Annotated in this window: 33 protein-coding genes; 18 read left to right on the top strand and 15 right to left on the bottom strand. The window is 67.3% G+C overall.

Going from position 1 to position 25,617, the window contains the following annotated elements:
• Position 1 precedes the first annotated feature (1 nt).
• Together KZX46_RS04920 and KZX46_RS04915 are read left to right on the top strand one after the other, a co-directional pair.
• Positions 2 to 436, top strand: a complete 435-nt coding sequence (locus tag KZX46_RS04920; RefSeq protein ID WP_219775718.1) for a Rid family hydrolase — start codon at positions 2 to 4, stop codon at positions 434 to 436.
• A gap of 54 nt (positions 437 to 490) precedes the next feature.
• Positions 491 to 1,009: a DNA-deoxyinosine glycosylase gene (locus KZX46_RS04915; protein WP_219775717.1), complete on the top strand. Its 519-nt coding sequence runs from the start codon at positions 491 to 493 to the stop codon at positions 1,007 to 1,009.
• On the opposite strand, the gene KZX46_RS04910 is transcribed toward KZX46_RS04915, so the two are convergent.
• Positions 981 to 1,217 (bottom strand): hypothetical protein, encoded by a 237-nt coding sequence (locus KZX46_RS04910; protein ID WP_219775716.1) that lies wholly within the window; start codon positions 1,215 to 1,217, stop codon positions 981 to 983. The genes KZX46_RS04915 and KZX46_RS04910 overlap by 29 nt on opposite strands.
• A gap of 111 nt (positions 1,218 to 1,328) precedes the next feature.
• Between KZX46_RS04910 and KZX46_RS04905 the strand changes: the two genes are divergently transcribed.
• On the top strand, positions 1,329 to 2,336 hold the full coding sequence (locus tag KZX46_RS04905) for an LLM class flavin-dependent oxidoreductase (protein WP_219775715.1): 1,008 nt from the start codon (positions 1,329 to 1,331) through the stop codon (positions 2,334 to 2,336).
• A gap of 65 nt (positions 2,337 to 2,401) precedes the next feature.
• Here the strand turns inward: KZX46_RS04905 and KZX46_RS04900 are convergent, their stop codons facing one another.
• Both KZX46_RS04900 and KZX46_RS04895 read right to left on the bottom strand, forming a co-directional pair.
• Positions 2,402 to 3,292 (bottom strand): hypothetical protein, encoded by an 891-nt coding sequence (locus KZX46_RS04900; RefSeq protein ID WP_219775714.1) that lies wholly within the window; start codon positions 3,290 to 3,292, stop codon positions 2,402 to 2,404.
• Positions 3,292 to 4,380 (bottom strand): Gfo/Idh/MocA family protein, encoded by a 1,089-nt coding sequence (locus tag KZX46_RS04895; protein ID WP_219775713.1) that lies wholly within the window; start codon positions 4,378 to 4,380, stop codon positions 3,292 to 3,294. The genes KZX46_RS04900 and KZX46_RS04895 overlap by 1 nt, the downstream gene beginning before the upstream one ends.
• A 125-nt stretch (positions 4,381 to 4,505) precedes the next feature.
• On the opposite strand from KZX46_RS04895, the gene KZX46_RS04890 reads away from it, so the two are divergent.
• The 4 genes from KZX46_RS04890 to KZX46_RS04875 all read left to right on the top strand — a co-directional run bounded on the left by KZX46_RS04890 (position 4,506) and on the right by KZX46_RS04875 (position 7,602).
• Positions 4,506 to 4,964: a glucuronosyltransferase gene (locus KZX46_RS04890; RefSeq protein ID WP_219775712.1), complete on the top strand. Its 459-nt coding sequence runs from the start codon at positions 4,506 to 4,508 to the stop codon at positions 4,962 to 4,964.
• Complete coding sequence (locus KZX46_RS04885) at positions 4,961 to 5,482, top strand: glycosyltransferase (protein ID WP_219775711.1); 522 nt, start codon at positions 4,961 to 4,963, stop codon at positions 5,480 to 5,482. The genes KZX46_RS04890 and KZX46_RS04885 overlap by 4 nt, the downstream gene beginning before the upstream one ends.
• On the top strand, positions 5,483 to 6,298 hold the full coding sequence (locus KZX46_RS04880) for an acyl-CoA thioesterase II (protein ID WP_226896099.1): 816 nt from the start codon (positions 5,483 to 5,485) through the stop codon (positions 6,296 to 6,298). It abuts the gene before it with no gap.
• Positions 6,299 to 6,384: 86 nt separating this feature from the next.
• Complete coding sequence (locus KZX46_RS04875; protein ID WP_226896312.1) at positions 6,385 to 7,602, top strand: acyl-CoA dehydrogenase; 1,218 nt, start codon at positions 6,385 to 6,387, stop codon at positions 7,600 to 7,602.
• A gap of 152 nt (positions 7,603 to 7,754) precedes the next feature.
• Here the strand turns inward: KZX46_RS04875 and KZX46_RS04870 are convergent, their stop codons facing one another.
• Positions 7,755 to 8,072 (bottom strand): (2Fe-2S) ferredoxin domain-containing protein, encoded by a 318-nt coding sequence (locus KZX46_RS04870; RefSeq protein WP_219775710.1) that lies wholly within the window; start codon positions 8,070 to 8,072, stop codon positions 7,755 to 7,757.
• A 2-nt stretch (positions 8,073 to 8,074) separates the two neighbouring features.
• Between KZX46_RS04870 and KZX46_RS04865 the strand changes: the two genes are divergently transcribed.
• From KZX46_RS04865 to KZX46_RS04830, 8 genes are all read left to right on the top strand, one after another.
• Positions 8,075 to 8,860 carry a sulfite exporter TauE/SafE family protein gene (locus KZX46_RS04865; protein ID WP_226896098.1) on the top strand — a complete coding sequence of 262 codons (786 nt, stop codon included), beginning with the start codon at positions 8,075 to 8,077 and terminating at the stop codon, positions 8,858 to 8,860.
• A 67-nt stretch (positions 8,861 to 8,927) separates the two neighbouring features.
• Positions 8,928 to 9,827, top strand: coding sequence for an acetylglutamate kinase (gene argB / locus KZX46_RS04860; protein ID WP_216711477.1), 900 nt, complete (start codon positions 8,928 to 8,930; stop codon positions 9,825 to 9,827).
• Positions 9,828 to 9,916: 89 nt separating this feature from the next.
• Complete coding sequence (locus KZX46_RS04855; RefSeq protein WP_216711490.1) at positions 9,917 to 10,219, top strand: YggT family protein; 303 nt, start codon at positions 9,917 to 9,919, stop codon at positions 10,217 to 10,219.
• A gap of 26 nt (positions 10,220 to 10,245) precedes the next feature.
• Positions 10,246 to 10,539, top strand: coding sequence for a DUF167 family protein (locus tag KZX46_RS04850; protein ID WP_216711476.1), 294 nt, complete (start codon positions 10,246 to 10,248; stop codon positions 10,537 to 10,539).
• Positions 10,536 to 11,423 carry a bifunctional methylenetetrahydrofolate dehydrogenase/methenyltetrahydrofolate cyclohydrolase FolD gene (folD, locus tag KZX46_RS04845; RefSeq protein WP_219775709.1) on the top strand — a complete coding sequence of 296 codons (888 nt, stop codon included), beginning with the start codon at positions 10,536 to 10,538 and terminating at the stop codon, positions 11,421 to 11,423. The genes KZX46_RS04850 and folD overlap by 4 nt, the downstream gene beginning before the upstream one ends.
• Complete coding sequence (locus tag KZX46_RS04840) at positions 11,420 to 12,064, top strand: MarC family protein (RefSeq protein WP_226896097.1); 645 nt, start codon at positions 11,420 to 11,422, stop codon at positions 12,062 to 12,064. The genes folD and KZX46_RS04840 overlap by 4 nt, the downstream gene beginning before the upstream one ends.
• Before the next feature lie 80 nt (positions 12,065 to 12,144).
• Complete coding sequence (locus KZX46_RS04835) at positions 12,145 to 13,332, top strand: glycosyltransferase family 2 protein (RefSeq protein WP_219775708.1); 1,188 nt, start codon at positions 12,145 to 12,147, stop codon at positions 13,330 to 13,332.
• A gap of 3 nt (positions 13,333 to 13,335) precedes the next feature.
• Positions 13,336 to 13,743, top strand: a complete 408-nt coding sequence (locus KZX46_RS04830; RefSeq protein ID WP_216708195.1) for a GtrA family protein — start codon at positions 13,336 to 13,338, stop codon at positions 13,741 to 13,743.
• Here the strand turns inward: KZX46_RS04830 and KZX46_RS04825 are convergent.
• Together KZX46_RS04825 and KZX46_RS04820 are read right to left on the bottom strand one after the other, a co-directional pair.
• A complete protein-coding gene (locus tag KZX46_RS04825; RefSeq protein WP_219775707.1) occupies positions 13,740 to 14,141 on the bottom strand; it encodes a hypothetical protein in 402 nt (133 codons plus the stop codon). The two genes, KZX46_RS04830 and KZX46_RS04825, sit on opposite strands and share 4 nt — an antisense overlap.
• Positions 14,138 to 15,373, bottom strand: coding sequence for an argininosuccinate synthase (locus tag KZX46_RS04820; protein ID WP_219775706.1), 1,236 nt, complete (start codon positions 15,371 to 15,373; stop codon positions 14,138 to 14,140). The genes KZX46_RS04825 and KZX46_RS04820 overlap by 4 nt, the downstream gene beginning before the upstream one ends.
• Before the next feature lie 118 nt (positions 15,374 to 15,491).
• On the opposite strand from KZX46_RS04820, the gene KZX46_RS04815 reads away from it, so the two are divergent.
• Positions 15,492 to 15,815: a four-helix bundle copper-binding protein gene (locus KZX46_RS04815; RefSeq protein WP_219775705.1), complete on the top strand. Its 324-nt coding sequence runs from the start codon at positions 15,492 to 15,494 to the stop codon at positions 15,813 to 15,815.
• Here the strand turns inward: KZX46_RS04815 and KZX46_RS04810 are convergent.
• The 7 genes from KZX46_RS04810 to KZX46_RS04780 form a co-directional block, all read right to left on the bottom strand.
• A complete protein-coding gene (locus KZX46_RS04810) occupies positions 15,812 to 17,209 on the bottom strand; it encodes an APC family permease (RefSeq protein WP_219775704.1) in 1,398 nt (465 codons plus the stop codon). The genes KZX46_RS04815 and KZX46_RS04810 overlap by 4 nt on opposite strands.
• A gap of 83 nt (positions 17,210 to 17,292) precedes the next feature.
• Complete coding sequence (locus tag KZX46_RS04805) at positions 17,293 to 18,237, bottom strand: electron transfer flavoprotein subunit alpha/FixB family protein (protein ID WP_219775703.1); 945 nt, start codon at positions 18,235 to 18,237, stop codon at positions 17,293 to 17,295.
• Positions 18,234 to 18,983 (bottom strand): electron transfer flavoprotein subunit beta/FixA family protein, encoded by a 750-nt coding sequence (locus KZX46_RS04800; RefSeq protein WP_216708201.1) that lies wholly within the window; start codon positions 18,981 to 18,983, stop codon positions 18,234 to 18,236. Before KZX46_RS04800 ends, KZX46_RS04805 begins: the two co-directional genes overlap by 4 nt.
• Before the next feature lie 61 nt (positions 18,984 to 19,044).
• The gene (gene egtD, locus KZX46_RS04795) at positions 19,045 to 20,010 is read right to left on the bottom strand and encodes an L-histidine N(alpha)-methyltransferase (protein ID WP_219775702.1); all 966 of its coding nucleotides are present in this window, start codon (positions 20,008 to 20,010) and stop codon (positions 19,045 to 19,047) included.
• Entirely contained in the window at positions 20,010 to 21,251 is a 1,242-nt protein-coding gene (gene egtB, locus KZX46_RS04790; RefSeq protein WP_219775701.1) for an ergothioneine biosynthesis protein EgtB, read from the bottom strand. The genes egtD and egtB overlap by 1 nt, the downstream gene beginning before the upstream one ends.
• Positions 21,252 to 21,292: 41 nt before the next feature.
• The gene (locus tag KZX46_RS04785; protein ID WP_216708204.1) at positions 21,293 to 21,856 is read right to left on the bottom strand and encodes a cob(I)yrinic acid a,c-diamide adenosyltransferase; all 564 of its coding nucleotides are present in this window, start codon (positions 21,854 to 21,856) and stop codon (positions 21,293 to 21,295) included.
• Positions 21,857 to 22,004: 148 nt separating this feature from the next.
• Positions 22,005 to 22,205, bottom strand: coding sequence for a twin transmembrane helix small protein (locus KZX46_RS04780; protein ID WP_216708205.1), 201 nt, complete (start codon positions 22,203 to 22,205; stop codon positions 22,005 to 22,007).
• A gap of 247 nt (positions 22,206 to 22,452) precedes the next feature.
• Here KZX46_RS04780 and KZX46_RS04775 point away from each other — a divergent pair, with 247 nt between their 5' ends.
• Entirely contained in the window at positions 22,453 to 23,025 is a 573-nt protein-coding gene (locus tag KZX46_RS04775) for an HNH endonuclease (protein ID WP_216708206.1), read from the top strand.
• A gap of 239 nt (positions 23,026 to 23,264) precedes the next feature.
• Here KZX46_RS04775 and radC read toward each other — a convergent pair whose 3' ends face one another.
• A complete protein-coding gene (gene radC, locus KZX46_RS04770; protein WP_370647562.1) occupies positions 23,265 to 23,894 on the bottom strand; it encodes a DNA repair protein RadC in 630 nt (209 codons plus the stop codon).
• Between the two features lie 40 nt (positions 23,895 to 23,934).
• Positions 23,935 to 24,759, bottom strand: coding sequence for a type I methionyl aminopeptidase (gene map, locus KZX46_RS04765; protein ID WP_216708830.1), 825 nt, complete (start codon positions 24,757 to 24,759; stop codon positions 23,935 to 23,937).
• 84 nt (positions 24,760 to 24,843) lie between these two features.
• Here map and KZX46_RS04760 point away from each other — a divergent pair, with 84 nt between their 5' ends.
• On the top strand, positions 24,844 to 25,614 hold the full coding sequence (locus tag KZX46_RS04760; RefSeq protein ID WP_219775700.1) for a molybdopterin-binding protein: 771 nt from the start codon (positions 24,844 to 24,846) through the stop codon (positions 25,612 to 25,614).
• Positions 25,615 to 25,617 lie beyond the last annotated feature (3 nt).

Raw genomic sequence — 25,617 nt, 5'->3', positions numbered from 1 at the left:
CATGCGCCGCCGCATCGCAAGCGGCTCGGCGTACGAGGATTTGATCGGCTATTCGCGCGCGATTGTGGACGACGACGGCTGGGTGTTCGTCTCGGGCTGCACCGGAGTCGATCCGGCAACGATGACGCTCGCCGATGGGGTCGAGGCGCAGTGTACCGCGGCCTTGGCGACGATCGCGGCGGCGCTTGGCGCGGCGGGGGCGGACTTCGATGACGTCGTCCGGGTGCGGTATATTCTGCCTGATGCCGCCGACTTCGAAGTGTGCTGGCCGCAACTCCGCGCCGCGTTCGGGATCGCGCGACCGGCGGCGACGATGATCGTCGCGGAGCTGATCGACCCGAAGATGCGGATCGAGATCGAGGTGACCGCGCGGGTTTTTAAGCGCACTCGCCCTTCACCTGTCAGCCCCGCGAATGCGGGGGGCCCAAAGTCATGATGGCCGGTGACCTTTGGTCCCCGCATTCGCGGGGATGACAGGAGAGCAGGAGCGATGACGCGCCACGCCAGCTTCGCCCCCGTCGTCGATGCCCGCACCCGTGTCCTCATTCTAGGCAGCTTGCCCGGAGTAAAATCGCTAGAAGCGGGGCGCTATTACGCCCATCCGCAGAATAGCTTCTGGCGGCTAACCGGCAGTCTAGTCGGCGTCGATTTGGTGTCGCTCGACTACCCGGACCGTCTCGCCGCGCTGCTCGCCGCCGGAATCGGCGTATGGGACGTTATCGCCACCGCGCGTCGCAGCGGCAGCCTCGACGGGGCGATCCGCGATATCGAGGGCAACGACCTCGCCACGTTGGTGGCGACGCTTCCCGACCTGCGCCTCCTCGCTTTCAATGGCCAAAAGGCCGCGTCGATCGGGACGCGGCTGCTTCGACCCGGAACGCCGCACCTCACTCTCCCGTCGAGCAGCCCCGCATATACGATGGCCTTCGCGGGGAAAGCGGCCGCGTGGGCCGCGCTGCGCATTACTCTCGCGAAGCGCGTCAGCGTCTCGGACGTGCGCCCTTCTTGATCGCAGGCGCGGGCGGGGCTTTCTGAGTATCGACCGACGGGGTGTTGCTCGAAGCCGGTGCAATCTTGGCGAGCGACTCGCGATTCAACGCGGCGATCTCGGCCGATTGCGGCACCGGCGGCAGCGCACGATGACGCGTGTCGCGTGCGCCGACGGGTGTGGCCGCCACCATCGCGATCGTGCCGAGAGCGAAGAATATGCGCGTCATGATAGTCCTCCCTATTTTTTCCCCACAGAGTGTTAACAAACCAATAATATTACCGCCCGTTCCATTGCTCTCCCGACGTTCCTATCTTGTGGCCTGACCGGAGTAACCGCCATGCGTCTCAGTATTCTCGACCAGTCCCCAATCGCTGAAGGCGCCACCGCGGCGGCGGCACTGTCCAACTCGGTCGACCTCGCTCGCGCCGGTGAGCGACTCGGCTACCACCGCTATTGGGCGGCCGAGCACCACGCCTCACCCGCGCTCGCGGGTGCTGCACCCGAGATATTGCTCGCCGCCGCTGGCGCAGCGACGCACTCGATCCGGCTCGGCAGCGGCGGGATCATGCTGCCGCATTATTCGCCGTTGAAAGTCGCCGAGACTTTCTCGACGCTGAGCGGGCTTTATCCGGGGCGGATCGACCTCGGCCTTGGTCGCGCGCCGGGGAGCGACCAGCGGACCGCGTTCGCGCTCCAGCGCGATCGGCGGACCCAGTCGCCGAACGATTTCCCGAACCAGCTCGCCGAACTCCTTGGCTATCTCGAGGACGATCTGCCGCCGGGTCACGCTTTCGCCAATCTTTCAAGGACTCTGCCCGGCCTGCCCGAGACGCCCGAAGTGTGGCTGCTCGGCTCGTCGCCTGATAGCGCGGCGTGGGCGGCGGAGACCGGGCTGCCGTATTGCTTCGCCGACTTCATCAACAGCGACGGCGCGGAGATCGCGGCGCAATACCAGCGCGCGTTCCGCCCCGGCGTGCGGGCGGCGAAGCCGTATACGATGGCCGCGCTATGGACGGTTTGTGCCGAGACCGACGCCGAGGCCGAACGGCTGGCGCTATCATCGCGGATGATGCTCGCGCATTTGCTGACCGGGGTGCTGATCCCGGTGCCGTCGCCGGAGAAGGCCAGCACCTGGCTCGCGGCAAATCCGAACGCAGCGCAGCGTCGCGGCCGCCGGATGATCGTCGGCTCACCCGCGACGGTTCGCGCCGGGATCGAGGCGGCGGCCGCGGAGTACGGCGCGGACGAGGCGATGCTGGTCAACATCGTTCACGATCATGCAGCGCGGGTGCGGAGTTACGAGCTCGTGGCGGAAGCGTTCGCGGATCGACGGCTAGCGGCGTGAACTCTTCCTCCCCTCCCCTGAAGGGGAGGGAAGCAGGAAGAGCGGGGAGGTGAGGGCGCTTGGCTTTAAGCCGCGATCGCTCGCCTTGCGTCCGCCGCCTTCACCAGCTCGACAGTATTCCGGATATTCGCCCGGCCCGACGCGCCGAACACCATCGACTCGATCTGCGGCTGTTCGGCGACCCACGCGATCGCCTCGGCGGGCGGGATCGCGCCGCTCGCGTAGATCGACATCGCGATGACGCGGCACGGATAGGCGTCGATCGCCGCCGCATACGCCGCCCAGCCGCCCGACATGCGGAAGCCGATCTTGTTCATGTTGGCGCAGACGATCGGGTTCTCGACACCTTGTGCTTCGAGCGCGCGGAGCAGCAGCGGAAGGTTCATCGTGATGAAGCCCGGCTCGGCGTTATAGCGCTTGCGGCAATGGTCGGCGAAGATACGGAACGCGTCCTTGAACTTGAGCCCGAGGAGCAGGTCGACGACGACGTTCTGGAGGAAGATCACCGGGGCCTGCACGCCCTCGAACATCTTCATCTCGGCGTCGACGAGCAAAGTGATCAGCCCCTCGACGTCCTTGTTGGCGATCGACAGGCCGCCACGGACCGCCGCATCGAGCAGCCCCTCCTGCGGCAGGAAGCGCTTGAGCGTCCCAAGATAGCCGTCTTCGGTCACCGCATTCGCGTATTTATGCGCGTACGGCATCCCGGGATAGAAGATGAAGTCGGCGTATTTCGCCGGGTTCGCCTTCATCGTCTCGACGATCTCGAGGATGCGGTCGTGGGTCGTGCACATGAAGGTGCGGACGCCCTCGGCGAGCGCGATGTCGAGGACATCGACGATCGACTGCGTCTTCTGGAAGCGCATCGCCCCGGCGCGCGCCTTCTCCTCCGACATGTGGTTGATGCCGAAGAACTGGTTATCGCCGAACAGCAGGCGGTCCATCTTGTGAGCCATCAGCGGCGTCCCATCAGCTTGCCGATCATTCCGGTCTTCGCCGCCGCCGGGGCGGGCGCGCGGAAGGTCGCCTCGACCGCGCCGTCGTTCTCGATGAACATCGCGAGCGTCTTGTCGGTCTCGACCGCGCTGGCGAAGTCGTTCTCCAGCGCCCCGCCGCCGATCGCCGCGATCCAGCCGTCGATCTGCGCCGAATATTCCTCGCCGCGGAGGTAGAAATCGACCGGATCGCTCAGTTCGGTGGTGTAGCGCGTGTTCCAGCCGGCGGTGTAGCCCTCGGGCAGCGCGCCGACGTCGTCGCGGAGGAACAGCTGGATCTCCTGCCGGTCGGCGTACAGCCGTCCGGCGGTGCCCCACAGGGTCAGCCGCGTCGTCATCTTGCGCACCGAGGTGTCGGTCCAGTCGACCGAGACCTGCGCGGTCAGCCCGCCGTCGTAACGCAGCGTGCCGTAAACCTGGTCGTCGGTCTCGGCCGAGAACACTGGCACCAGCGCCGCCCCGGCGACCGTTGCGGGCGCGCCGAACAGCCACGTCACGAGGTTGATCGGGTGCGCAGCGTAATCGTACAGGCAGCCGCCGCCCTGCGCGCGCTGGGTCCGCCACGACGATCCCTTGGGCTTGGTCACGACCGCACCATACGCCTCGGCCAGGACGTGGGTGACGCGCCCGATCGCATTGGTATCGACGAGTCGCTTGACCTCGCGGAACGCGCCGATGAAGCGGTTGTGGTAGCCGACCTGGCAGATCAGCCCTTTTTCCGTGGCAAGAGCGGCCAATGCCGCGCCCTCGTCGGGGTCGAGGCAGAACGGCTTTTCGCAGAAAACGTGGAGGCCGCGATCGAGCGCGGCGCGGACCATCGGGCCGTGCATCGCCGACGGCGTCGCGATAAGCACCGCGTCGAGGTCGACCGACTTCAGCATCATCTCATAGTCGGTGAAGGTTGCCAGCCCGGTGTATTTACCGAGGACGTCGAGGACGTATTTCGCGCTGTCGCAGATGCCCGCGACCTCGACGCCGGCATGGGCGTTGATCACCGCAAGGTGCGACAGGCCCATCTTGCCCATTCCGACGACGCCGACCCGGACCAAATTCCGCCTCCTCGAGCAATGCTGCAGCTTCGTAACCATAGTTCGCACCTGCAACAAGCCGGTTGACAGCGCGAGGCCACCCGCCTTGATGCGAACGATAGAGCGGTGGGGTTGAGGAACAACGAATGGCGACACGGCGAGTGCGTGTCCTCGCGGTCGCTTCGGGCGGCGGGCATTGGGTGCAATTGCTGCGACTGCGTCCCGCATGGGACGGGTGCGACGTCGCTTATGCCACCGTCCATCCTGAAGCCGCCGCGCAAGTCCCGGGCGCGCGTTTCTTCAGCTTCAAGGACGCGAGCCGCAAGAACAAGGCGAGCTTCGCCATCGTCGCGCTCCAGCTGTTCCGCGCGGTCGCCACCGTCCGCCCCGATGTCGTCGTCACCACCGGTTCGGCCCCGGCGCTTTTCGCGATTCTGTTCGGGCGGCTGTTCGGCGCGCGGACTTTGTGGGTCGACAGCATCGCCAACAGCGAAGTGATGTCGTCGTCGGGGCTGCGGGCGCGCAAGCTCGCGCATCAATGCCTGACGCAATGGCCCGAGCTCGCCGCCGATCCGGTCCCGAAATATTGGGGAGCGGTGCTGTGAGCGTGGGCCCGAACGATGCGCCCGAAGTCTTCGCCAGCGTCGGCTCGATGTTCGCCTTCGACCGCTTCGCCCGCGCGCTCGACGATTGGGCTGCAGCGCACCCGGCGACGCATGTGCTCGTCCAGATCGGTAGCGGCGCGTACGAACCGAAGCACGCCGCGTTCGTCCGGATGATGCCGCCCGCATTGTATCAACGCCGTATCGCCGAGGCGCGGTTGTTCGTGGCCCACGCCGGGATGGGGTCGATCATCGCCGCGATCCAGGCGGGCAAGCCGCTGTTGATGATGCCGCGTCGACTCGATCTGGGCGAGCACACCACCGACCACCAGTTCGCGACGCTCGCCAAATTCGCCGGGCGCGACGGGTTGCACACCGCGATCACCGTCGAGGACCTTTACGCCGGGATCGACGCGCTACTCGCCGATGGGGGGACGCCGCCCGCGCCGATCGAGCCCTTCGCCTCCCCTGCGTTCACCGATCGCATCCGCGCATTCATCCACGGTTCGGACGCCGGCTAGATGGCGCTGATCGACCTCGGCACGACCGACAGCGCGACGCGCTTCACCCTCGCGGTGACGCCGACCCTCAGCGTCGGGCCGCCCGACCAGCAGTTCCTGTTCGGCGGCGCGGGGCTCGGCAGCGCGATCGCCGCGCTCGAGGCGGCGACCGGGCGGCCGACGGTCTGGGCGACCGCGCAATATCTGTCGTTCGCCCGGCCCCCGGCGGTCCTCGACCTCGACGTCGTCGTGCCGGTCAGCGGGCGTCATTCGAGTCAGGCGCGGGTGACCGGGCACGTCGGCGCGACCGAGATCTTCACCGTCAACGCCGCGCTAGGCAGCCGCCCCGGCACGCTGGCGATGCAGTGGGCGGCGATGCCCGCGGTCCCGCCGCCCGCAGACTGCCCGCCGATGGTCTACGACTGGGTCCGGCGCGACGACGACCTCAACGCCAATTTCGAGCAGCGGATCGCGCGCGGGCGCTACGGCCCCGCCCGGCGCAGCGGCGGGCCGAGCGTCGACGGCGAGTCGGCGATGTGGGTCCGCCGGACCGACGGCGGGCCGGTCGACCGGATTACCCTCGCGCTGATGGCCGACTTCGTGCCGTCGGGGATCGGCCACGCGACCGGCGCGGCGATGGGGGGCAACAGCCTCGACAACACGATCCGTTTCGTCGGCCTCGCCCCGACCGAATGGGTGCTGTGCGATACCGTGATCGAGGGGATGGCGAACGGCTTCGCCCACGGCCGGATGCGGCTGTTCGCCGAAAGCGGCGCGCTGCTCGCGACCGCGAGCCAGTCGATGATCGTGCGGACACACGTGCCGCCAGCCGCTTGATCGACGCGCCGCGGCGCTGACGCCGGTTCAAATCCCGGGTGAAATGCGCTAGATAAGGGTCAAGCCTTGGGAGTCCGTCCGTGAATATCCAGACCAAGATCGCCGCCGATACCGCGCCGCGCTGGCCGCGTTTCGACTGGTCCGACCCGCTCCTGCTCGACGCGCAGTTGAGCGAAGACGAGCGGATGATCCGCGATTCAGCGCGCGCCTTCTGCGACGCCGAGCTGCTGCCCGCAGTCCGTGAGGCCAACCGCCACGAGACATTCGACCCCGACCTGATGAAGAAGTTCGGGCGCGCCGGGCTGCTCGGCGTAACGATCGACGGCTATGGCTGCGCTGGCGCAAGCTATGTCGCCTACGGCCTGGTCGCGCGCGAGGTCGAGCGCGTCGACTCGGCGTACCGCTCGGCGATGAGCGTCCAGTCGAGCCTCGTGATGTACCCGATCCACGCCTACGGCACCGAGGAACAGCGCCAGAAATACCTCCCCGGCCTCGCGACCGGCGACCTGATCGGCGCGTTCGGCCTGACCGAGCCCGACGCCGGCTCCGATCCCGGATCGATGAAGACCCGCGCCCGCGCCACCGCCGACGGCTTCGTTTTGAACGGCGCGAAGATGTGGATCACCAACTCCCCGATCGCCGACGTCTTCGTGGTGTGGGCGAAGCTCGCCGACGACGCGGGGGTCGACTCGATCCGCGGCTTCATCGTCGAGCGCGCCGACGCCGGGCTGTCAACGCCGAAGATCGAGGGCAAGTTCGCGCTTCGCGCTGGGGTCACCGGCGAGATCGTGCTTCAGGACGTCGCCATCCCCGCCGACCGCATCCTGCCCGGGGTCAAGGGCCTCGCCGGTCCGTTCGGTTGCCTCAACAACGCGCGCTACGGCATCGCGTGGGGGGTCATGGGCGCGGCGGAGTTCTGCTGGCATGCGGCGCGGCAGTACACGCTCGACCGCAAGCAGTTCGGCCGCCCGCTGGCGCAGACGCAGTTGGTGCAGAAGAAGCTCGCCGACATGCAGACCGAGATCACGCTCGGCCTGACCGCCGCGCTTGCTGCCGGTCGCCTGCTTGACGTCCACAACCTTGCGCCCGAGGCGATCAGCCTGATCAAGCGCAACAATTGCGGCAAGGCGCTCGATATCGCCCGCGTCGCCCGCGACATGCATGGCGGCAACGGTATCTCGGACGAATATGGCGTGATCCGCCACGTCATGAACCTCGAGGCGGTCAACACGTACGAGGGCACCCACGACGTCCACGCGCTGATTTTGGGACGCGCACAGACAGGGTTGCAGGCGTTCTTTTAGATCGCACTCGCTTGTTGGAATCGTCATCCCCGCGAAGGCGGAGACCCATCAACACTGAATGTCGGGGTGATGGGTCCCAGCCTTCGCGGGATGACGGTTGTGTGTTGTCTGCGTGAGCAGCAGTTTGCGTCGCTTCCCCGAAACGAATACGCTTAGATCGCCGTCAGCCCCAACTGCACCGCGACATCGATCACCGGCGTGTCCTGTGGGACGACATATACCAGCCCCGGGTCGCGGCTCGTCGTCACCGCAACCGCGCGGCGCGGGCACAGCTTCATGCAGCCGGTCTCGACGATGCGGATCGGCGAGCGTTTCCACTTCGGCAGGCCGAGCGTCTTGATCAGCGCCTTCGCCAGCGACTTCGAGCCGTCCTCGCCGAAGCCGCCGCCGACCTTCTTGCCGCACTTCTTGCAGATCGCGACGAGGGTCGTCGCTGACGTGGGGACGGCGCGGATACCGGGTAAGCTCATGCGTGCTCCTGCTTGACGCGTGCGGCCCAACGCTTCACGCCGCCACGATGCTCCTTCTCGCCCTTCTTTTCGTCTGTGGACTATGGGCGGGGACACAGAACGCCCTCGCCGGGGGCGGTTCGTTCGTCACGTTGCCGGCGCTGATCCTGACGGGCCTCGACCCGCGCATGGCGAACATCACCTCGACCGTCGCACTGTTTCCCGGACAGGTCACGACCGGGTTCGCCGGGCGCAGCCTCGTCGCCGGGGCCGAGCGGTTGTCGTTTCGCGCGCTCGCGGTCATCAGTCTCGTCGGCGGAATCGCGGGGGCGCTCCTGCTCCTCGTGACGCCGTCGAAGGTGTTCGGCGCGATGGTCCCGTGGCTCGTACTGGCGGCCACGGGCCTGTTCGCGTGGAGCAGCTTCGGGCCGAAGCCCAAGGGCGAGACGACACCGCCACCGGCATGGGTGTCGGCGCTGATCCAGGGGGTCATCGCGGTTTATAGCGGCTTCTTCGGTGGCGGCGCGGGGATCGTCACGCTCGCCGCGCTGACCCTCGCGCGGATGCCGATTCGCAACGCGGCGGGGACCAAGAACGTCCTCGTGTCGCTCTCGAACATCGCCGCCGCGATCGTCTTTGCCGCAACGACGGCGATTCCCTGGGCGAAGGCGGCGGCGGTCGGCGCGGGGTCGATGGTCGGCGGCTATGCCGGGGCGATCCTGCTCAAGCGCGTTCCGGTGATGTGGCTCAGGGTCGGGGTCATCGTCATCGGTGCCGCGCTGACGATCGGCCTGTTCGTTCGTGGCTAGCGGCTTTAGCCGCGGGCGTGCCTGGCGGCTCTAGCCGCGGGCGTGGCTAGCCCGCTATAGGCGCTGGATGCCCGACAATTCCCCCGACCCGCACGCGCTGGCGAAGACCGAAACGCTGATCGAGGCGCTGCCGTATCTCCAGCGATACGCAGGCCAGACCTTCGTTGTGAAGTACGGCGGCCACGCGATGGGCAACCCCGAAATGGCGAAGGACTTCGCCGACGATATCGTCCTGCTCAAGGCGTGCGGCATCAACGTCGTCGTCGTCCACGGCGGCGGCCCGCAGATCGGCGCGATGCTCGAACGGCTCGGGCTCCACAGCACCTTCGTCGACGGCCTGCGCGTCACCGACGCCGCGACCGCGCAGGTCGCCGAGATGGTCCTCGCCGGGTCGATCAACAAGGAGCTCGTCGCGTGGATCAACGCCGCGGGTGGCGTCGCGGCGGGGATCTCGGGGAAGGACGCCAACCTCGTCCGCGCGGTCAAGGTGACGCGGACGACGCGTGACCCGGGGAGCAATATCGAGCGCGAGATCGACCTCGGCTTCGTCGGCGAGCCCGTTGCGGTCGACCGCACGCTGATCGACGTGCTGACGACCGCGAACATGGTCCCGGTGATCGCGCCGGTCGCGACCGGGGTCGACGGCGCGACGTACAACATCAACGCCGACACGATGGCCGGGGCGATCGCGGCGGCGATCGGCGCGGCGCGGCTGTTCCTGCTGACCGATGTCGCCGGGGTGCTCGACAAGGACGGCCTCCTGCTGACCGATCTCAATCCGCGTACGATCACCGCGCTCGTCGCCGACGGCACGATCTCGGGCGGGATGATCCCCAAGATCGAGACGTGCATCACCGCGGTCGGCGCGGGCGTCGGCGCGGCGGTCATCCTCGACGGGCGCGTCAGCCACGCGATGCTGCTCGAGATCTTCACCCGCGAGGGGGCGGGCACGCTGGTCCGCGCTTAGCTCGTGCTCGGCTTCGCCCAACGGGAGCGAAGATTGCGCGCGGGGGCGACACGCCCTAAATGCTGCGGCGCAACCTCAAGGGCTCGAACATGAATTCGCTCGCCGCAATCGTCGGCATCGTCATCATGGTGCTGCAGTGGCTGATCTGGCTGTTGATCCTCCAGGCGATCCTGTCGTGGCTCATCGCCTTCAACGTTATCAACACCTACAACAGCTTCGTGCGCGGCGTCCTGCGGACGCTCGATGCGATCACCGAGCCGCTGCTGCGGCCGATCCGGCGCATCCTGCCCGACCTCGGCGGGATCGACCTGTCGCCGATGGTGCTGATCCTGATCATCATCCTGATCCAGCGGCTGCTGCCCGCGATCCTGCTCGATACGGGTGTGATCTGAAGGCATGGGGGGCCATTTCGGGCGGCGTGACGCTGAGCGTCCGCGTGTCGCCGCGCGCCGGGCGTAACGCGGTCGAGGGCCTGCTCCCCGACGCCGAGGGCAAGCTCCACCTCGGGGTGCGCGTCGCCGCCGCCCCGGTCGACGGCGAGGCGAACGACGCGGTCGAAGCGACCCTTGCACGCTGGCTCGGGATCAAGCCGCGCGAGGTCGAGGTCACCGGCGGGCTGACCGCGCGGTCGAAGGTCGTGACGATCGACGGCGATCCCGTCGCGCTGATCCGCAAGCTGCAGACGCTCACCGCACCAAAGGTAACGGCATGACCGCGACGATCATCGACGGCAAGGCGCACGCCGCCGCCCTTGTCGAGCGGGTCGCCGCTGCGGTTCCCGCCTTCGCCGCCGCGCGCGGGCGCAATCCGGGGCTCGCGGTGGTGCTGGTCGGTGAGAACCCGGCGAGCGCGGTCTATGTGAAGAACAAGCTGGCGCGGACCGTCGCGGCGGGAATGCGCTCGATCGAGCACCGGCTCGACGCGACCGTGTCGGAGGACGACCTGCTTGCGCTCGTCGCCGCGCTCAATGCCGATGATACAGTCGACGGCATCCTCGTCCAGCTGCCGTTGCCCAAGCATATTGCCGAAACCAAGATCCTCACCGCGATCGACCCCGATAAGGACGTCGACGGCTTTCACCCGGTCAACGCCGGGCGGCTCGCGACCGGGCTGCCGGGGCTGGTGCCGTGCACCCCGTTCGGCTGCATGATCCTGTTGAAGGCGGTCTTCGGCGATTTGAGCGGGGCCGAGGCGCTGGTCATCGGCCGCTCCAACATCGTCGGCAAGCCGATGGCGGCGCTGCTCACCGCGGCGTCGGCGACCGTCACCATCGCGCATAGCCGGACCCGCGACCTCGCCGCCCACGTCGCGCGCGCCGACATCGTTGTCGCCGCGGTCGGGGTGCCGAACCTCGTTCGCGGCGGTTGGATCAAGCCGGGGGCGACGATCATCGACGTCGGCATGAACCGCATCGCCCTTCCGGACGGTAAGACGAAGCTCGTCGGCGACGTCGATTTCGCTGAGGCGGTCGAGGTCGCGGGTGCGATCACTCCGGTCCCAGGCGGGGTCGGGCCGATGACGATCGCGTGCCTGTTGCGCAACACGATGGTCGCCGCGCACCTGCGTGCTGGCCTGCCGCCGCCGGTCGGGCTGTGATCGCAACGCTCTTCCCGCTGTTCGTCTCGGCGTTCGTCACGCTGTTCGTCGTCCTCGACCCGCCCGGCGTCATCCCGATCTTCTCGTCGCTGACATCGGGCGCGTCGCCGTTGCACCGCCGGGCGATGGCGTGGCGCTCGACCGCGATCGCCAGCGGTGTGCTGCTGCTGTTCGGCATCTTCGGCCAGGGCTTTCTCGGCGCTCTCGGCATCAGCCTCGCCGCGTTCCGCATCGCCGGCGGCATCATGGTGTTCCTGATCGCGATCGACATGGTCTTCGAAAAGCGCACCGAACGCCGCGAAAATCGCGCTGAAGAGATCAGGGGCGGTCGCGCGGTCGTCGAGGAAGACATCTCGGTGTTCCCGATGGCGATCCCGATGCTCGCCGGGCCGGGCGCGATCGCTGCGGTGATGCTGCTGTCGGCGCGCGCGCATGGAATCGCCGAGCACATCGTCGTGTTCGGCGCGCTCGCGGCAGTGCTGGCGATCACCCTCGTCGCGTTGCTCGCTGCCGGGCCGGTGATGCGGCTGATCGGAGTCAAGATCGAGGCGATGGTCACACGGCTGCTCGGCGTGATTCTCGCCGCGCTCGCCGCGCAATTCGTCATCGACGGGTTGCGCGAGGCGTTCCACCTCGCGTGAGGCCGTTCATCGACGGTTGACCCGGGTGTTGTAGTGCGGCGCACGCGTCGCTACGAGCGAGCCCAACGAGGACCGACCAGATGGACGCGATCACTCTCACAGCCCCGCCGACCGATGTTGAACCGTCGGACATCGAGCTATCGATCGTGATGCCGTGCCTCAACGAGGCCGAGACGCTCGCGATCTGCATCGAGAAGGCGAACCGGTTTTTGGCGACGAGCGGCGTCGCGGGCGAGGTCGTCATCGCCGACAACGGCTCGACCGACGGCAGCCAGGACATCGCGCGGAGTTTGGGCGCACGCGTCGTCGACGTGCCCGCGCGCGGCTACGGCGCAGCCCTGCAGGCGGGCATCATCGCCAGCCACGGGCGCTTTGTCGCGATGGGCGATTCGGACGATAGCTATGATTTCGAGGGGTTGATGCCGTTCGTGCTCAAGCTCCGCGAGGGGTACGAACTCGTCATGGGCAACCGCTTCCAGGGCGGGATCAAGCCCGGCGCGATGCCACCGCTCCACCGCTATCTCGGCAACCCGGTGCTGAGCTTTGCCGGGCGGCTGTTCTACGACGCGCCGATCGGCGACTTTCACTGCGGCCTGCGCGCGTTCCGCCGCGACAGCATCATGGCGCTCGGGCTGCGGACGACGGGCATGGAGTTTGCCTCCGAGATGGTCGTCAAGGCGACGCTCGCGCACATCCGCATGGCCGAGGTGCCGACGACGCTGTCGCCCGACGGCCGCTCGCGGCCGCCGCACCTGCGCAGCTGGCGCGACGGCTGGCGGCATTTGAAGTTCCTGCTGACCTTCGCGCCGAAGTGGCTGTTCTTCTATCCCGGCGCGGCGCTCGCCGGGATCGGGCTCGTCCTGCTGATCGCGCTGCTGCCCGGCAGCCTGCGCCTCGGCAGCGTCACGCTCGGCGTCCACACATTGTTGTTCGCGGCGGCGGGCGTCATCATCGGCGCGCAGTTGATGAGCTTCGCCGTCGTCGCGCGGCTGTTCGGGGTGCGCGAACGGCTGTGGCCGACGTCGCCGCGGATCGAGCTTGCGCGGACCTGGTTCTCGATCGACCGGACGTGCGTCGCGGGCGCGATCATGCTCCTCGCGGGCATCGTCATCGCTGCGGTCGCGCTCGGCGGCTGGGCCGGGACCGGGTTCCGCGACATGAACGTCGAAGGCACGATGCGCCTCGCGATCCCGTCGGTCCTGCTGTGCGCGCTCGGTGTCCAGGCGCTGGTGACGGGGTTCTTCACCGCGCTGCTGACGAGCGACTGAGCGATGCCTGAGGGGGGATTGGGCGGGCGGTTGCGCGCGATGCCGCCGTGGGCGGGGCAGGTGTTCCGCTTCGGCATCACCGGCGGTCTCGGTTTTCTTCTCGATGCCGCGGTGTTGTGGCTGATGATTCGTGCCGGCGCATCGCCGTACGCCGGGCGCGTCGTCAGTATCGCCTGCGCGATCGTTCTGACGTGGTGGCTCAACCGCCGCCTGACCTTCCGCACCGCCGCGCCGCCGTCATGGCGCGAATTTGGCGCGTTCCTCGTCCAGTCGCTCGCCGGGGCGGCGGTCAACTACGCGGTCTATTCGGCGCTGCTCTGGGCCGGAGCCCCCGTGGTCGTCGCGCTTGTCGTCGGTACCGCGATCGCCTCGGTCTTCAACTTCTTCCGCTATCGCGCGATCCTGAGTTAGGCCCAGGCGGCGGCGTCCTCGCCTGCGAGGTCGGTGACGACAAACGACCAGTCGCCGTCGTCGCTGACGAGCGTGTCGATCGCGGTGAAGGTCATCAGCGCCTTGCCGTCGGCGTCGACCAGCCGCCAATTGGTGGTCACCCGCGCCGCGTCATCGGGCAGCGGTTCGACCTTGTCAACGACGGCGGTGACCCCCTCGACGCCGTGCGAGTCCCATTCGGCAAGCCGCGCATCGATCCACGCGACGAGTTCCTCGTCGGTCTCAATGAAGGTCGAGCCATCGCTGCGCGCGAGCATCTGCGGCAAGCCCATGACGTCAGCGATGGCGTCGACGTCGCCGGTGTTCCACGCATCGGCGTGCGCCGCGATGAAGGCGGCGATTTCCGCGTCGATGCTCATTCCGGGTTTCCTTGGTCGCGCCGTCCGAGCAGCCGCAGCCGCAGCGCATTCAGCTTGATGAACCCCGCCGCGTCGCGCTGGTCGTACGCCCCGGCGTCGTCCTCGAAGGTGACGATCTTCGGCGAATACAGCGACAGCGGCGACTTGCGCCCGACGACGCTGACCGACCCCTTGTACAGCTTAAGCCGCACCGTCCCGGTCACCTTCGCCTGGCTATTGTCGATCGCCGCCTGGAGCATCTCGCGCTCGGGGGCGAACCAGAAGCCGTTGTAGATCAGCTCGGCATATTGCGGCATCAGCGCGTCCTTGAGGTGCGCCGCGCCGCGATCGAGCGTGATCGATTCGATCCCGCGATGCGCCAGATGCAAGATTGTCCCGCCCGGCGTCTCGTACATCCCGCGCGACTTCATCCCGACGAAGCGGTTCTCGACGAGATCGAGTCGCCCGATGCCATGCTCGCGGCCGAGGTCGTTGAGCTTGGCCAACAGCGCAGCCGGTCCATACCCCTCGCCGTCGACCGCGACCGGATCACCGCGCTCGAAGTCGATCGTGATATATTGCGGCAGGTCGGGCGCATCCTCGGGGCTGACGGTGCGCGAATAAACATAATCGGGGACCTCGTCCCACGGGTCCTCGAGGACTTTCCCTTCCGAGCTCGTGTGGAGCAAATTGGCGTCGGTCGAGAACGGCGACTCGCCGCGCTTGTCCTTCGAAACCGGGATCTGGTGCGCCTCGGCGAAGGCGATCAGCGCCTCGCGGCTCGTCAGGTCCCATTCGCGCCACGGGGCGATGATGCGGATATCGGGCGCGAGCGCGTAATAGCCGAGTTCGAAGCGGACCTGGTCGTTGCCCTTGCCGGTCGCGCCGTGGCTGACCGCATCGGCCCCGGTCGCGCGGGCGATCTCGATCTGCTTCTTCGCGATCAGCGGGCGCGCGATCGACGTGCCGAGCAGATACTGGCCTTCGTACAGCGCGTTGGCGCGCATCATCGGGAAGACATAGTCGCGGACGAACTCGTCGCGCAGGTCCTCGATGAAGATCTCCTTGACCCCGAGCAGCTTGGCCTTGGCCCGTGCGGGTTCGAGCTCCTCGCCCTGGCCGAGGTCGGCGGTGAAGGTGACGACCTCGCAATTATACGTCTGCTGGAGCCACTTGAGGATGACGCTGGTGTCGAGCCCGCCCGAAAACGCGAGCACGACTTTCTTCACCGGAGCCTTGTCGTCGTTTCGCATCTTCGTTCCTCGGGGCAGCGCGGGCGCACCATAGCGGCGGCTTGCCGCGATGCAACGCGGACGCGGAACACGCGATGGCAGCCGCCGGTTATGCCGCAACGCACCCAAGGAACCGCCGATGGACCCCCAAGTCGCTGCCTGTATCGAAGCCTGTAATCGCGCCCACGGCATCGCGCTCGGGATGGCGATGAATCACTGCCTCGAGACCGGTGGCGACCATGTCGAGCCGAAGCATTTCCGCCTGATGGGCGACTGCGCCGCGATGTGCGCTACCGCCGCCGACTTCATGCTGCGCTCGTCGCAATTCCACGCCGACAGCTGCCGCCTGTGCGCTGATGTCTGCGAAGCCTGCGCCGACAGTTGCGCCGGGCTCGACGGCATGGAGCCGTGCATCGACGCGTGCCGGGCGTGCGCCGCAAGCTGCCGGGCGATGGCGGGCTAACTTACTCGATCGAATGAGGGCGCGACCATTCTCCAACCGCCGGGTCGCTGCGCGAGCACGAAGCGGTGGTACAGCAGCGCTCCAATGATCGTTCCCGCGACGACCAGCTCGCCGGTTCGCCCGGTCTCGGCGTCCTGCCACGTCATCACCGCGAGCACTGCGGTCACAACGAGGCTGACGATGTTCGGGAGCGGGAAGAGCGGCGCGCGATAGGCTTCGCCTTGCCCGGTCACGCCGCGTCGCCGCCCGACCCATGCCGCAGTGTTGAGTAAAGCCCAGTTGGCGATCCCGTTTGCCGCCGACAGCAGCACCAGCATCGGCAGGCCGAGCAGGGTGAAGCCCATCGCCGTCACCCCGACCACGATGGTCGCGACCCATGGCGAGCCGAAGCGCGGATGGATGCTGACCAATGCCCGATTGATCGGCGCGGCCCAGATCGCGTCGCGCCCCGAGCTCCACAACCAGCGCCCGTAGCAGATCACCCCGGCCATCACCGCGTTGAAGATCGCCGCGGCAATGCCGAGCCCGATCAGCGTCGCGACGAGCGGGGAGGCGTGCTGCGCGATCAGCGCAGCGAATGGAGAGTCGGCAGCAAGCGTCGCGGGCAGGTCGCGCGCGCCGATCGTTAGCGCCAAAACCGGCAGCACCATCGTCACGATCGACGCGAGGGTTATGCGGATAACGAGGCGCCCGACGCGGACCGGATCGTGGAGCTCCTCGGCGAAATAGATCGCCTGCCCCGATCCGCTGATTGCCCACGACGCTGCGGATATCGCGACCGCAGCGATGCCGAGCGTGAGGGAAGCCGCCAGCCCGCCGGTGAACGTGACCGGTGCGGTCAAGACCTCGCCGATTCCGCGCGCAGGACTGCCGAGACCAAGGACGCTGACGAGCGCGAGCGCTGACAGTTCGATCGCGAGGAAGACTCCGGTGATGACGGCGTTGGTCCGAACGTTGAGCACGGCAAGCATTGTCGCCACCGCCAGCGCGGCGATCGCGGTCGGGACGTTGGGCAAGGCCGGCGCGACCCCGTGGAGATAGAGCGCGATCCCGCTTGCGGTGAGCGCGAGCAGAACCGGTGTGCTGAGCATGTCGAGCCCGAACTGGACAAACCCCCAGCGCGGACCAAGCGCCTGTCCGATCGTCGCGTAATCGCCGCCGGCAAAGGGAAATGCCGACCCGAGCTCGGCCTGCGCGAAGGTGAAGATGAGTGTCAGCAGCCCGCCGACGATGAATGCCAGCGCCGCGCCGGTCCCCGCCTGATGGATGATGTCGGCCCCGGTAATGAACACCGACGCCGCCGGCGACAGCACCGACAGCGTCAGCAGCGACACCGCAACCGGGCCAAGCGTGCGTTTCAGGCCCGGTGTCGCGATCGCCGCCTGTGTCGCCATCCCGTCGTCCCCGCTGCCCGGACACACGGTGGCCCGACCGGCGAGTTCACGTCAATCCCGGCGCGCTGCAGCGAAGGGTCGGCCTATTTGGCGGCGGTGATCTTCGCGGTCAGTTCGGGGACGAGCGTGAACAAATCGCCGACGAGGCCGATGTCGGCGACCTGGAAGATCGGCGCGTCGTCGTCCTTGTTAATCGCGACGATGATCTTCGAATCCTTCATCCCCGCGAGGTGCTGGATCGCTCCCGAGATGCCGACCGCGACATACAGCTCGGGGGCGACGATCTTGCCGGTCTGGCCGACCTGATAGTCGTTCGGGACATAGCCGGCATCGACCGCGGCACGGCTCGCGCCGAGGGCGGCACCGAGGCTGTCGGCGAGCGGGTCCATGATCTCATGGAACTTGTCGCCGCTACCGAGCGCGCGGCCGCCCGAAACGATGATCTTCGCCGCCGTCAGTTCGGGACGCGCGCTCGTCGTCAGGTCGGCACCGACAAAGCTCGACAGGCCGGCGTCGGGGGTGGCGGTGACCGTTTCGATCGTCGCGCTGCCGCCGGTCGTCGCTGCCTTGGCGAAGGCGGTGCCGCGAACGGTGATGACCTTCTTCGCGTCGGACGACTTGACCGTCGCGATCGCGTTGCCGGCGTAGATCGGGCGGGTGAACGTGTCAGGACCCTCGACCGAAAGGATTTCACTGATTTGGGCGACGTCGAGCGCAGCGGCGACACGCGGCGCGACGTTCTTGCCGCGCGTCGTCGCGGGAGCGACGAAGGCGTCGTAGTTCGCCATCAGCCCGACGATCAGCGGGGCAAGATTTTCCGCGAGCGCGTGGCCGTACGCCGCGTCGTCGGCGAGGAGAACCTTGGTCACGCCCGCGACCTTCGCCGCCGCGTCGGCAACCGACTGCGCGCCTTGGCCCGCGACAAGCAGATGCACGTCGCCGCCGAGCTCGCCGGCGGCGGTCACCGCAGCGAGGGTTGCATCCTTGAGGACGCTGTTGTCGTGTTCGGCCAGAACCATGACGCTCATCCGATCGCTCCCAAAACCTTCAGCTTGTCGACAAGTTCGTCGACCGTCTTGACCTTGACACCGGCGGTCCGCTTCGACGGCTCGCTGACCTTGACCACCGTCAGCCGCGGCGTCGGGTCGACGCCGTAGTCGGCGGGCGTCTTCGGCTCGATCTTCTTCGCCTTCGCCTTCATGATGTTCGGCAGCGATGCGTAACGCGGCTCGTTCAGGCGCAGGTCGGTCGTGATGATCGCGGGCAGCTTGAGCGACACCGTTTCGGCGCCGCCGTCGACTTCGCGCGCGACGGTGACATGATCGCCCTCGACGGTGACCTTCGACGCGAAGGTACCCTGCGGCCAATCTAGCAAAGCGGCGAGCATCTGCCCGGTCTGGTTGGCGTCGTCGTCGATCGCCTGCTTGCCGAGGATGATCATCCCGGGCTGCTCCTCCTTGGCGATCGCCGCGAGGATCTTGGCGACCATCAGCGATTCGGTGGTCTGGTCGGTGACGACGAGGATGCCGCGATCGGCGCCCATCGCGAGCGCGGTCCGCAGCGTCTCCTGGCACTGCTGGACGCCGATCGAGACGACGACGATCTCGGTCGCGACGCCCTTTTCCTTCAGGCGGATCGCTTCCTCGACCGCGATTTCGTCGAACGGATTCATGCTCATCTTGACGTTGGCGAGTTCGACGCCGGTGCCGTCGGTCTTGACCCGGACCTTGACGTTATAATCGACGACCCGCTTGACGGGGACGAGAAGCTTCATCGCGTTGGCTTTCCCAAGGAACTTGGCGGTGTCTGTAGGAAACGCAGGCGCGGTCCGTCAATCACGGTTCGATCGCGCCGTCGTCGCGACGCCACAGGTGGAGTGCAAAGCGCGCTGCGTCGTCGGTCCATGCGTCGACGGGATCCCAGCCGGCGGCACGAGCGAGGAGGCGAGCCTCGTCGAGGGTCCATTTGTAGCTGTTTTCGGTATGGATCGTCTCGCCTGCCGCCATCATGATCGGCGTGCCGAGGACGGTGAAGCTCGTGTCGCGGACCGCGCGGAGGTGCATCTCGATCCGCCCGAGATCGGCGTTGAAGGGGGCCCAATGGGCGAAGTCGGCGACGTCGATGGTGCCGTCGAGCTCGCGGTTGATCCGGTGCAACAGGTTGAGATTGAATGCTGCGGTGACCCCGGCGGCATCGTTGTACGCGGCTTCGAGGGTGGCCGAGTCCTTGCGCAGGTCGAGGCCGATGACGAGCCATGAGCCCTCGCCGAGCGTGTCGGAGAAGGCACGGAGCAGGTCGATCGCGGCAGCGGGGGCAAGGTTGCCGAGGGTCGAGCCGGGAAAGAAGCCAAGCTTGGGGCGACCCACGATGCCGGCGGGCAGTTTGAGTGGGCGGGTGAAGTCGGCGGCGAGCGGAAAGACGGGCAATTCCGGCAGCTTGCGCGCGAGATCGGCGGCCGCCATGTCGAGGAATTCGGCCGAGATGTCGATCGGGACATAGGCCGAGGCGGCGACGGTGCGTAGAAGCAGCGGGGTCTTGGCCGACGATCCCGAGCCGAACTCGATCACCGCGCGACCCGGGCCGACCGCAGCGGCGACCGCTGCGCCATTGGCGGTGAGGATGCCGACCTCGGTCCGCGTCGGATAATATTCGGGGAGGGCGGTAATCTTCTCAAATAGTTCGGACCCGATCGTGTCGTAGAAAAAGCGCGCGGGGATCGTTTTTTGCGGCTGGGCAAGGCCGGCCAGCACCGCCTCGCCAAAGTCGCCGTCGTCGTCGTCGCGTACGGCCAGATGGAGCATCAGACGTCCTTCGCCAGCCGCAGTCCGGTGAACTGCCAGCGCTGATGGGGATAGAAAAAGTTACGCAAACTCAATCGGCTATGCCCGCGGGGGGTGGCACACGAGGCGCCGCGGAGGACCATCTGCCCGCTCATGAACTTGCCGTTATATTCGCCGACCGCGCCCGCTTCGGGGCGGAAGCCGGGATAGGGGAGGAATGCGCTCGCGGTCCAATTCCAGACGTCGCCGAACAGCCCGCCGCCGGCGCGCGGGGCGATCGTCCCGGGGCCGTCGAGCTGGTTGCCGCTGGTCGGGTCGACCCCCTGCGCGGCGATCTCCCACTCGAACTCCGTCGGCAGCCGCGCGCCTGCCCAGGTCGCGAAAGCGTCGGCTTCATAATGGCTTAGATGGACCACTGGAGCATCGGCGGCGCGCTCGACCCGTCCCGAAAGCGTGAAGCTGGTGCCGTCGTCGAACCAGTAAAGCGGCGCTGCGATCGCCTCGCGCTTGACCCACGCCCAACCGTCGGACAGCCATAATGCCGCGGTCCGGTACCCGCCGTCGGCTATAAACTCGGCCCAGTCGGCGTTGCTGACGAAAGCCCCGGCGAGGGCGAACGGGCGAAGCAGCACTTCGTGCGCCGGACCCTCGCAATCGAATGAAAACGCAGGCGAACTTCGCTCCGCACCGACCCGCACAATGCCCGCACGATGCGATGTCCACGCGCGCCCATCGGGCGCAGCCCCGGCCGGCGCGGAAGGCGTCGGCAGATAGACGCCCGGTTCGATCGGATTCGCCGAAAACAGATGGAGGATATCGGTCAGCAGCAACTCCTGATGCTGTTGCTCGTGCGCAATCGCCAGTTCGATCAGCGTCAGCGCGGCGGGCGGCAGGCGGCCCCATGCGGCATCGAGCGCGGCATCGACATGCGCGCGCCACGCGATGATCTCGGCAAGCGCGGGGCGCGTGATCAAGCCGCGGGCGGCGCGGGGATGCCGCGCGCCGATCGACTCGTAATAGCTGTTGAACAGGAAGTTGAAGCGGTCGTCGAACACGCGGTAGCCGGCGGCTTCGTTCAGAATAAATGTCTCGAGGAACCACGTCGTGTGGGCGAGGTGCCACTTTGCCGGTGACGCATCGGCCATCGACTGGACGGTCGCGTCGGCGTCCGACAGCGGCGCGGCGAGCGCCACGGTCAGCGCACGCGTCGCCCGGAAGCGATCGCGCAGCATATCGTCCTCAAGTTTCGCCGCCGTTGCCATTGCCCCGTCGCCGGTCCCCTCCTGTTCCGCTGGTTGTAACGCTAACGACCCGCTCCGGGTACCCACAACACGTCCCCGGTGCTGCGATTTGTCACCCGGGCAAGGACGAACAGATGGTCCGATAGCCGGTTGAGGTAGCGGATCGCGGTCGGGTTGATCACCTCGACCAGCGCCGCCGTCACCGCCAGCCGCTCGGCGCGACGGACGACGGTCCGGGCGAGGTGCAGATGCGCCGCCGCCGCCGTTCCGCCCGGCAGGATGAATGAGCTAAGCGGGGCGAGCGTCGCATTCATCGCGTCGATCTCCGCCTCAAGCCGGTCGACTTGCGATGCGGTCGCGCGGAGCGACTTCGAATCCGCCGCGAAGTCGTCGCCCGGGGTCGCGAGATCGGCGCCGACGTCGAACAGGTCGTTCTGGATGCGCGCGAGCATCGCGTCGGTCTCCGCGTCCGCCGCGAGCCGTACGATCCCGATCACCGAATTCGCCTCGTCGACGGTACCGTAGGCGGCAACGCGAGCGTCGTCCTTCGCCCGGCGCGACCCGTCGGCGAGCCCGGTCGAGCCGTCGTCGCCGGTGCGCGTGTAGATGACGTTGAGTTTCACCATGGTCGTGCTGATCCTGCTCGGATGTACGTCTCGTCACCCCGGCGGAGGCCGGGGCCCATCTTGGTGCAAGCTCCGAATTTCGCGTTGCGGGGTGAGTTGGGCCCCGGCCTGCGCCGGGGTGACGGTAGGGTGATTTGCGCGCTTTGCATCAATGCCGGTTGATCAGGAACAGGATGATGATGAATACGATCGCCAGCGCCTGAAAGCCGACACGGTAGCTCATCAACCGGTTCGACTGGACCCCGGTGACGTCCTTGCCGCGCGCCATAACGATGATGCCGCGCGCGAGCATGCCGAGCGTCGCCAGCGCGGCGGCGATCATCAGGACGATCAGGACTGTCTGCGGCATGAGCTGGGCCTTTGGAGTGTCCAGCTTTAAATGGGCGTGCGCGGTGCGAAACGAAAGGCCATCCGCACAACGTCATTGCCGCAGTAAATCGAGGCAGCTATATCCGGTGCTGTCATACGCACGACACACTTTCTGTTGTAAGGGCGTATCACGGATAGAACGAACGGCCGCAGACGATTTGCGGTCTTGAGTGCGACGAGGCCTGCGAGTCCAACCGGCCGCTCCAGCACGGGAGCAGGCTACGCGCATGTATCATCCCAATCTTCTGTCGCCCCCCGAAGCCTGCCCGGCGCTCGTGCTAAACGCCGACTACACCCCATTGTCCTATTACCCGCTGAGCCTGTGGTCGTGGCAGACCGCGATCAAGGCGGCGTTCCTCGAGCGCGTCGACATCGTCGCCGAATACGATCGCGAAATCCGCTCGCCCAGCTTCGCGATGAAGCTGCCGTCGGTGATCGCGCTGCGCCAGTATGTCCGCCCGGCGACGCACCCGGCGTTCACCCGGTTCAACCTGTTCCTCCGCGACAAGTTCGCCTGCCAGTATTGCGGCGCGCGCGAGCGCGAGGACCTGACGTTCGACCATGTTGTCCCGCGCGCGTACGGCGGGCGCACGACATGGGAGAACGTCACCACCGCCTGCGCGCCGTGCAATTTGCGCAAAGGCGGCCGCACCCCGGCGGAGGCGCACATGCAGTTGAACCAGCGCGCGTTCCAGCCGAACAACCACCAGTTGCAGGAAAACGGCCGCGCGTTCCCGCCGCACTTCCTCCACGCGACGTGGCGCGACTATCTGTACTGGGACAGCGAACTGGAGGCGTAGGGGCTACGCTTCACCTGTCGCTGCGGCCAAGCCGTCCGGACATTTAGAGCTCGCTGAAATTTCCATAGACCGTCATCCCCGCGAAGGCGGGAACCCATCATCACAACCGGTTGGGGTGATGGGTCCCGCCTTCGCGGGGATGACGGCAGTGGTTGTGACGGTTGAGTATGTGACGGCTGTGTTTGTATTGACGACCCCATCAAACGACGATCGTTGTCTCAGCGAAACCTCATCCCGCGCTAAAGCAGCCCGAGCGCGCGGAAGCTGGCGTGGCCGGTCTTGCCGATGACGACGTGGTCGTGGACCGACAGGCCGAGGTGCCGTCCCGCCTCGATCACCGACTTGGTCATGGTGATGTCGTCGCGGCTCGGGGTTGGGTCGCCGCTCGGGTGATTATGGACGAGGATCAGCCCCGATGCGCCGAGTTCGAGCGCGCGCTTGACGATCTCGCGCGGGTAGACCGGGGCGGCGTTGACGGTGCCGCTGCCCATCGCCTCGTCGCGGATCAAGATATTGCGATTGTTGAGGAAGATGACGCGGAATTCCTCGGTGACGCGGTGCGCCATCGCCGCGTGGAGGTAGTCGGTCAGCGCCTGCCAGCCCGCGAGAACCGGGCGGTCGAGCGCCGCCGCGCAGAGCGACCGCAGCGACGCCGCCTCGACGAACTTCATCGCCGCCGCCCCGCCAGCAGACAGGCCTTCGACGCGTGACAGCTCGGCGGGCGACGCGGCGAGCACCGCAGGGAACGAGCCGAATTCGCTCAGCAGGCGCTTCGCCAGCGGCTTGGTATCGCGTCGCGGGATCGCCAGCCCAAGAATATATTCAAGGAGTTCGTAATCGAGGAAAGCATCGCCGCCGCCTTCGAGCAGCCGGGCCCGGAGTCGTTCGCGGTGCCCCCCCGGGTCGGTGTCAGATGGCGTAGGGGGGATGGCTCAACCCGGCGGGGCTGGTGGTGAACACCTCGCACCCGGTCTCGGTGATCCCCACAGAATGTTCGAACTGCGCCGACAGCGAGCGGTCGCGCGTCACCGCGGTCCAGCCGTCGTCGAGCAGCTTCACCTCGGGACGACCGAGATTGATCATCGGCTCGATCGTGAAGATCATGCCGGGCTGGAGCACCGGGCCTTTGCCGGGACGACCGACATGGACGACGTTTGGCGCATCGTGGAACACCCGCCCGACGCCGTGCCCGCAGAAATCGCGGACGACCGAGCAGCGCTGGCCCTCGGCGAACGACTGGATCGCCCAGCCGATGTCGCCGAACGTCGCGCCCGGCTTGGCCACGGCGATGCCGCGCTGGAGGCACTCCCACGTGATGTCGACCAGGCGGCGCGCCTTGAGCGGGACGTCGCCGACGAGATACATCCGGCTGGTGTCGCCGTGCCAGCCGTCGACGACGACGGTGACGTCGATGTTGACGATGTCGCCGTCCTTCAACCGCTTCGCGCCCGGAATTCCGTGGCAGACGACGTGGTTGACGCTGATGCACGAGGCATGGGCGTAGCCGCGGTAGAAGATCGTCGCCGGCACCGACCCGGCGGCCATGACAAATTCGTGGACCATCCGGTCGAGATCGGCGGTCACCGCCTCGGGGACGACATGGGCGACGAGCATGTCGAGAACGCGCGCGGCGAGCTGCCCGGCGGCGCGCATCCCGACAAAGGCTTCGGGCCCATGGAGCTTGATCGCGGTCGATGGCTCGTCGAGGATATCGGCAGTGGCGGCGTAGGTCATGGTCACAAGGTAAGCCGCCGGGTGCGACGTGGCAACCACGGCGGCGTTGTCGACACCCGGGGCGGGCTGGGCTAAACCGCGCCCATGTCAACCACCGCCGCTGCCCCCGCCGATCGCATCTACACCGCCGCGCTCGTCGTCATCGGCGACGAGATCCTGTCGGGGCGGACGCAGGACGCGAATACCGCATATCTGGCGAAGTGGCTCGGGGTCCAGGGCATCCGCCTGCGCGAGGTTCGCGTCGTCGCCGACGACATGACCGCGATCGCCGATGCGGTGAACGCGCTCCGCGTCGCGCACGACTATCTGTTCACGACCGGCGGCATCGGCCCGACGCATGACGACATCACCGTCGACGCGATCGCCGCCGCCTTAGGGGTCGCGGTCGTCCATCATCCGCGCGCCGTCGCGATCCTCACCGAGCATTACGGCGACCGGATCAACGACGCGCGGCTGCGGATGGCGCGGGTTCCCGACGGTGCCGAACTCATCGCCAATCCGCGCACCCAGGCTCCGGGTATCCGCATCGGCAACGTCTTCATCATGGCGGGGGTGCCGGCGATCACCCGGTCGATGCTCGCCTCGCTCGACGGCCAGCTTCCGGGCGGCTTGCCGGTCCTGACGCGGACGATCGCGGCGTGGACGTACGAAAGCCGGGTCGCCGAGCTGCTCGCGAGCGTTGAAAAAGCGCACGACGGCATCCAGATCGGCAGTTACCCATTCTGGCGCGAGGGCAAGACCGGGGCCAATTTCGTGCTGCGCAGCGTTGACCGGATTACGCTCGACACGACGGCGAGCGCGCTGATCGCCGCGCTTGCCGATGAAGGTATCGAGGCAGTCGACGGCGAGTTATGAGGA

The sequence above is a fragment of the Polymorphobacter sp. PAMC 29334 genome, assembly GCF_019431245.1.
In the GTDB taxonomy this organism is placed as follows: Bacteria; Pseudomonadota; Alphaproteobacteria; order Sphingomonadales; family Sphingomonadaceae; genus Polymorphobacter_B; species Polymorphobacter_B megasporae.
This window is presented reverse-complemented; position numbering and strand designations above follow the sequence as displayed.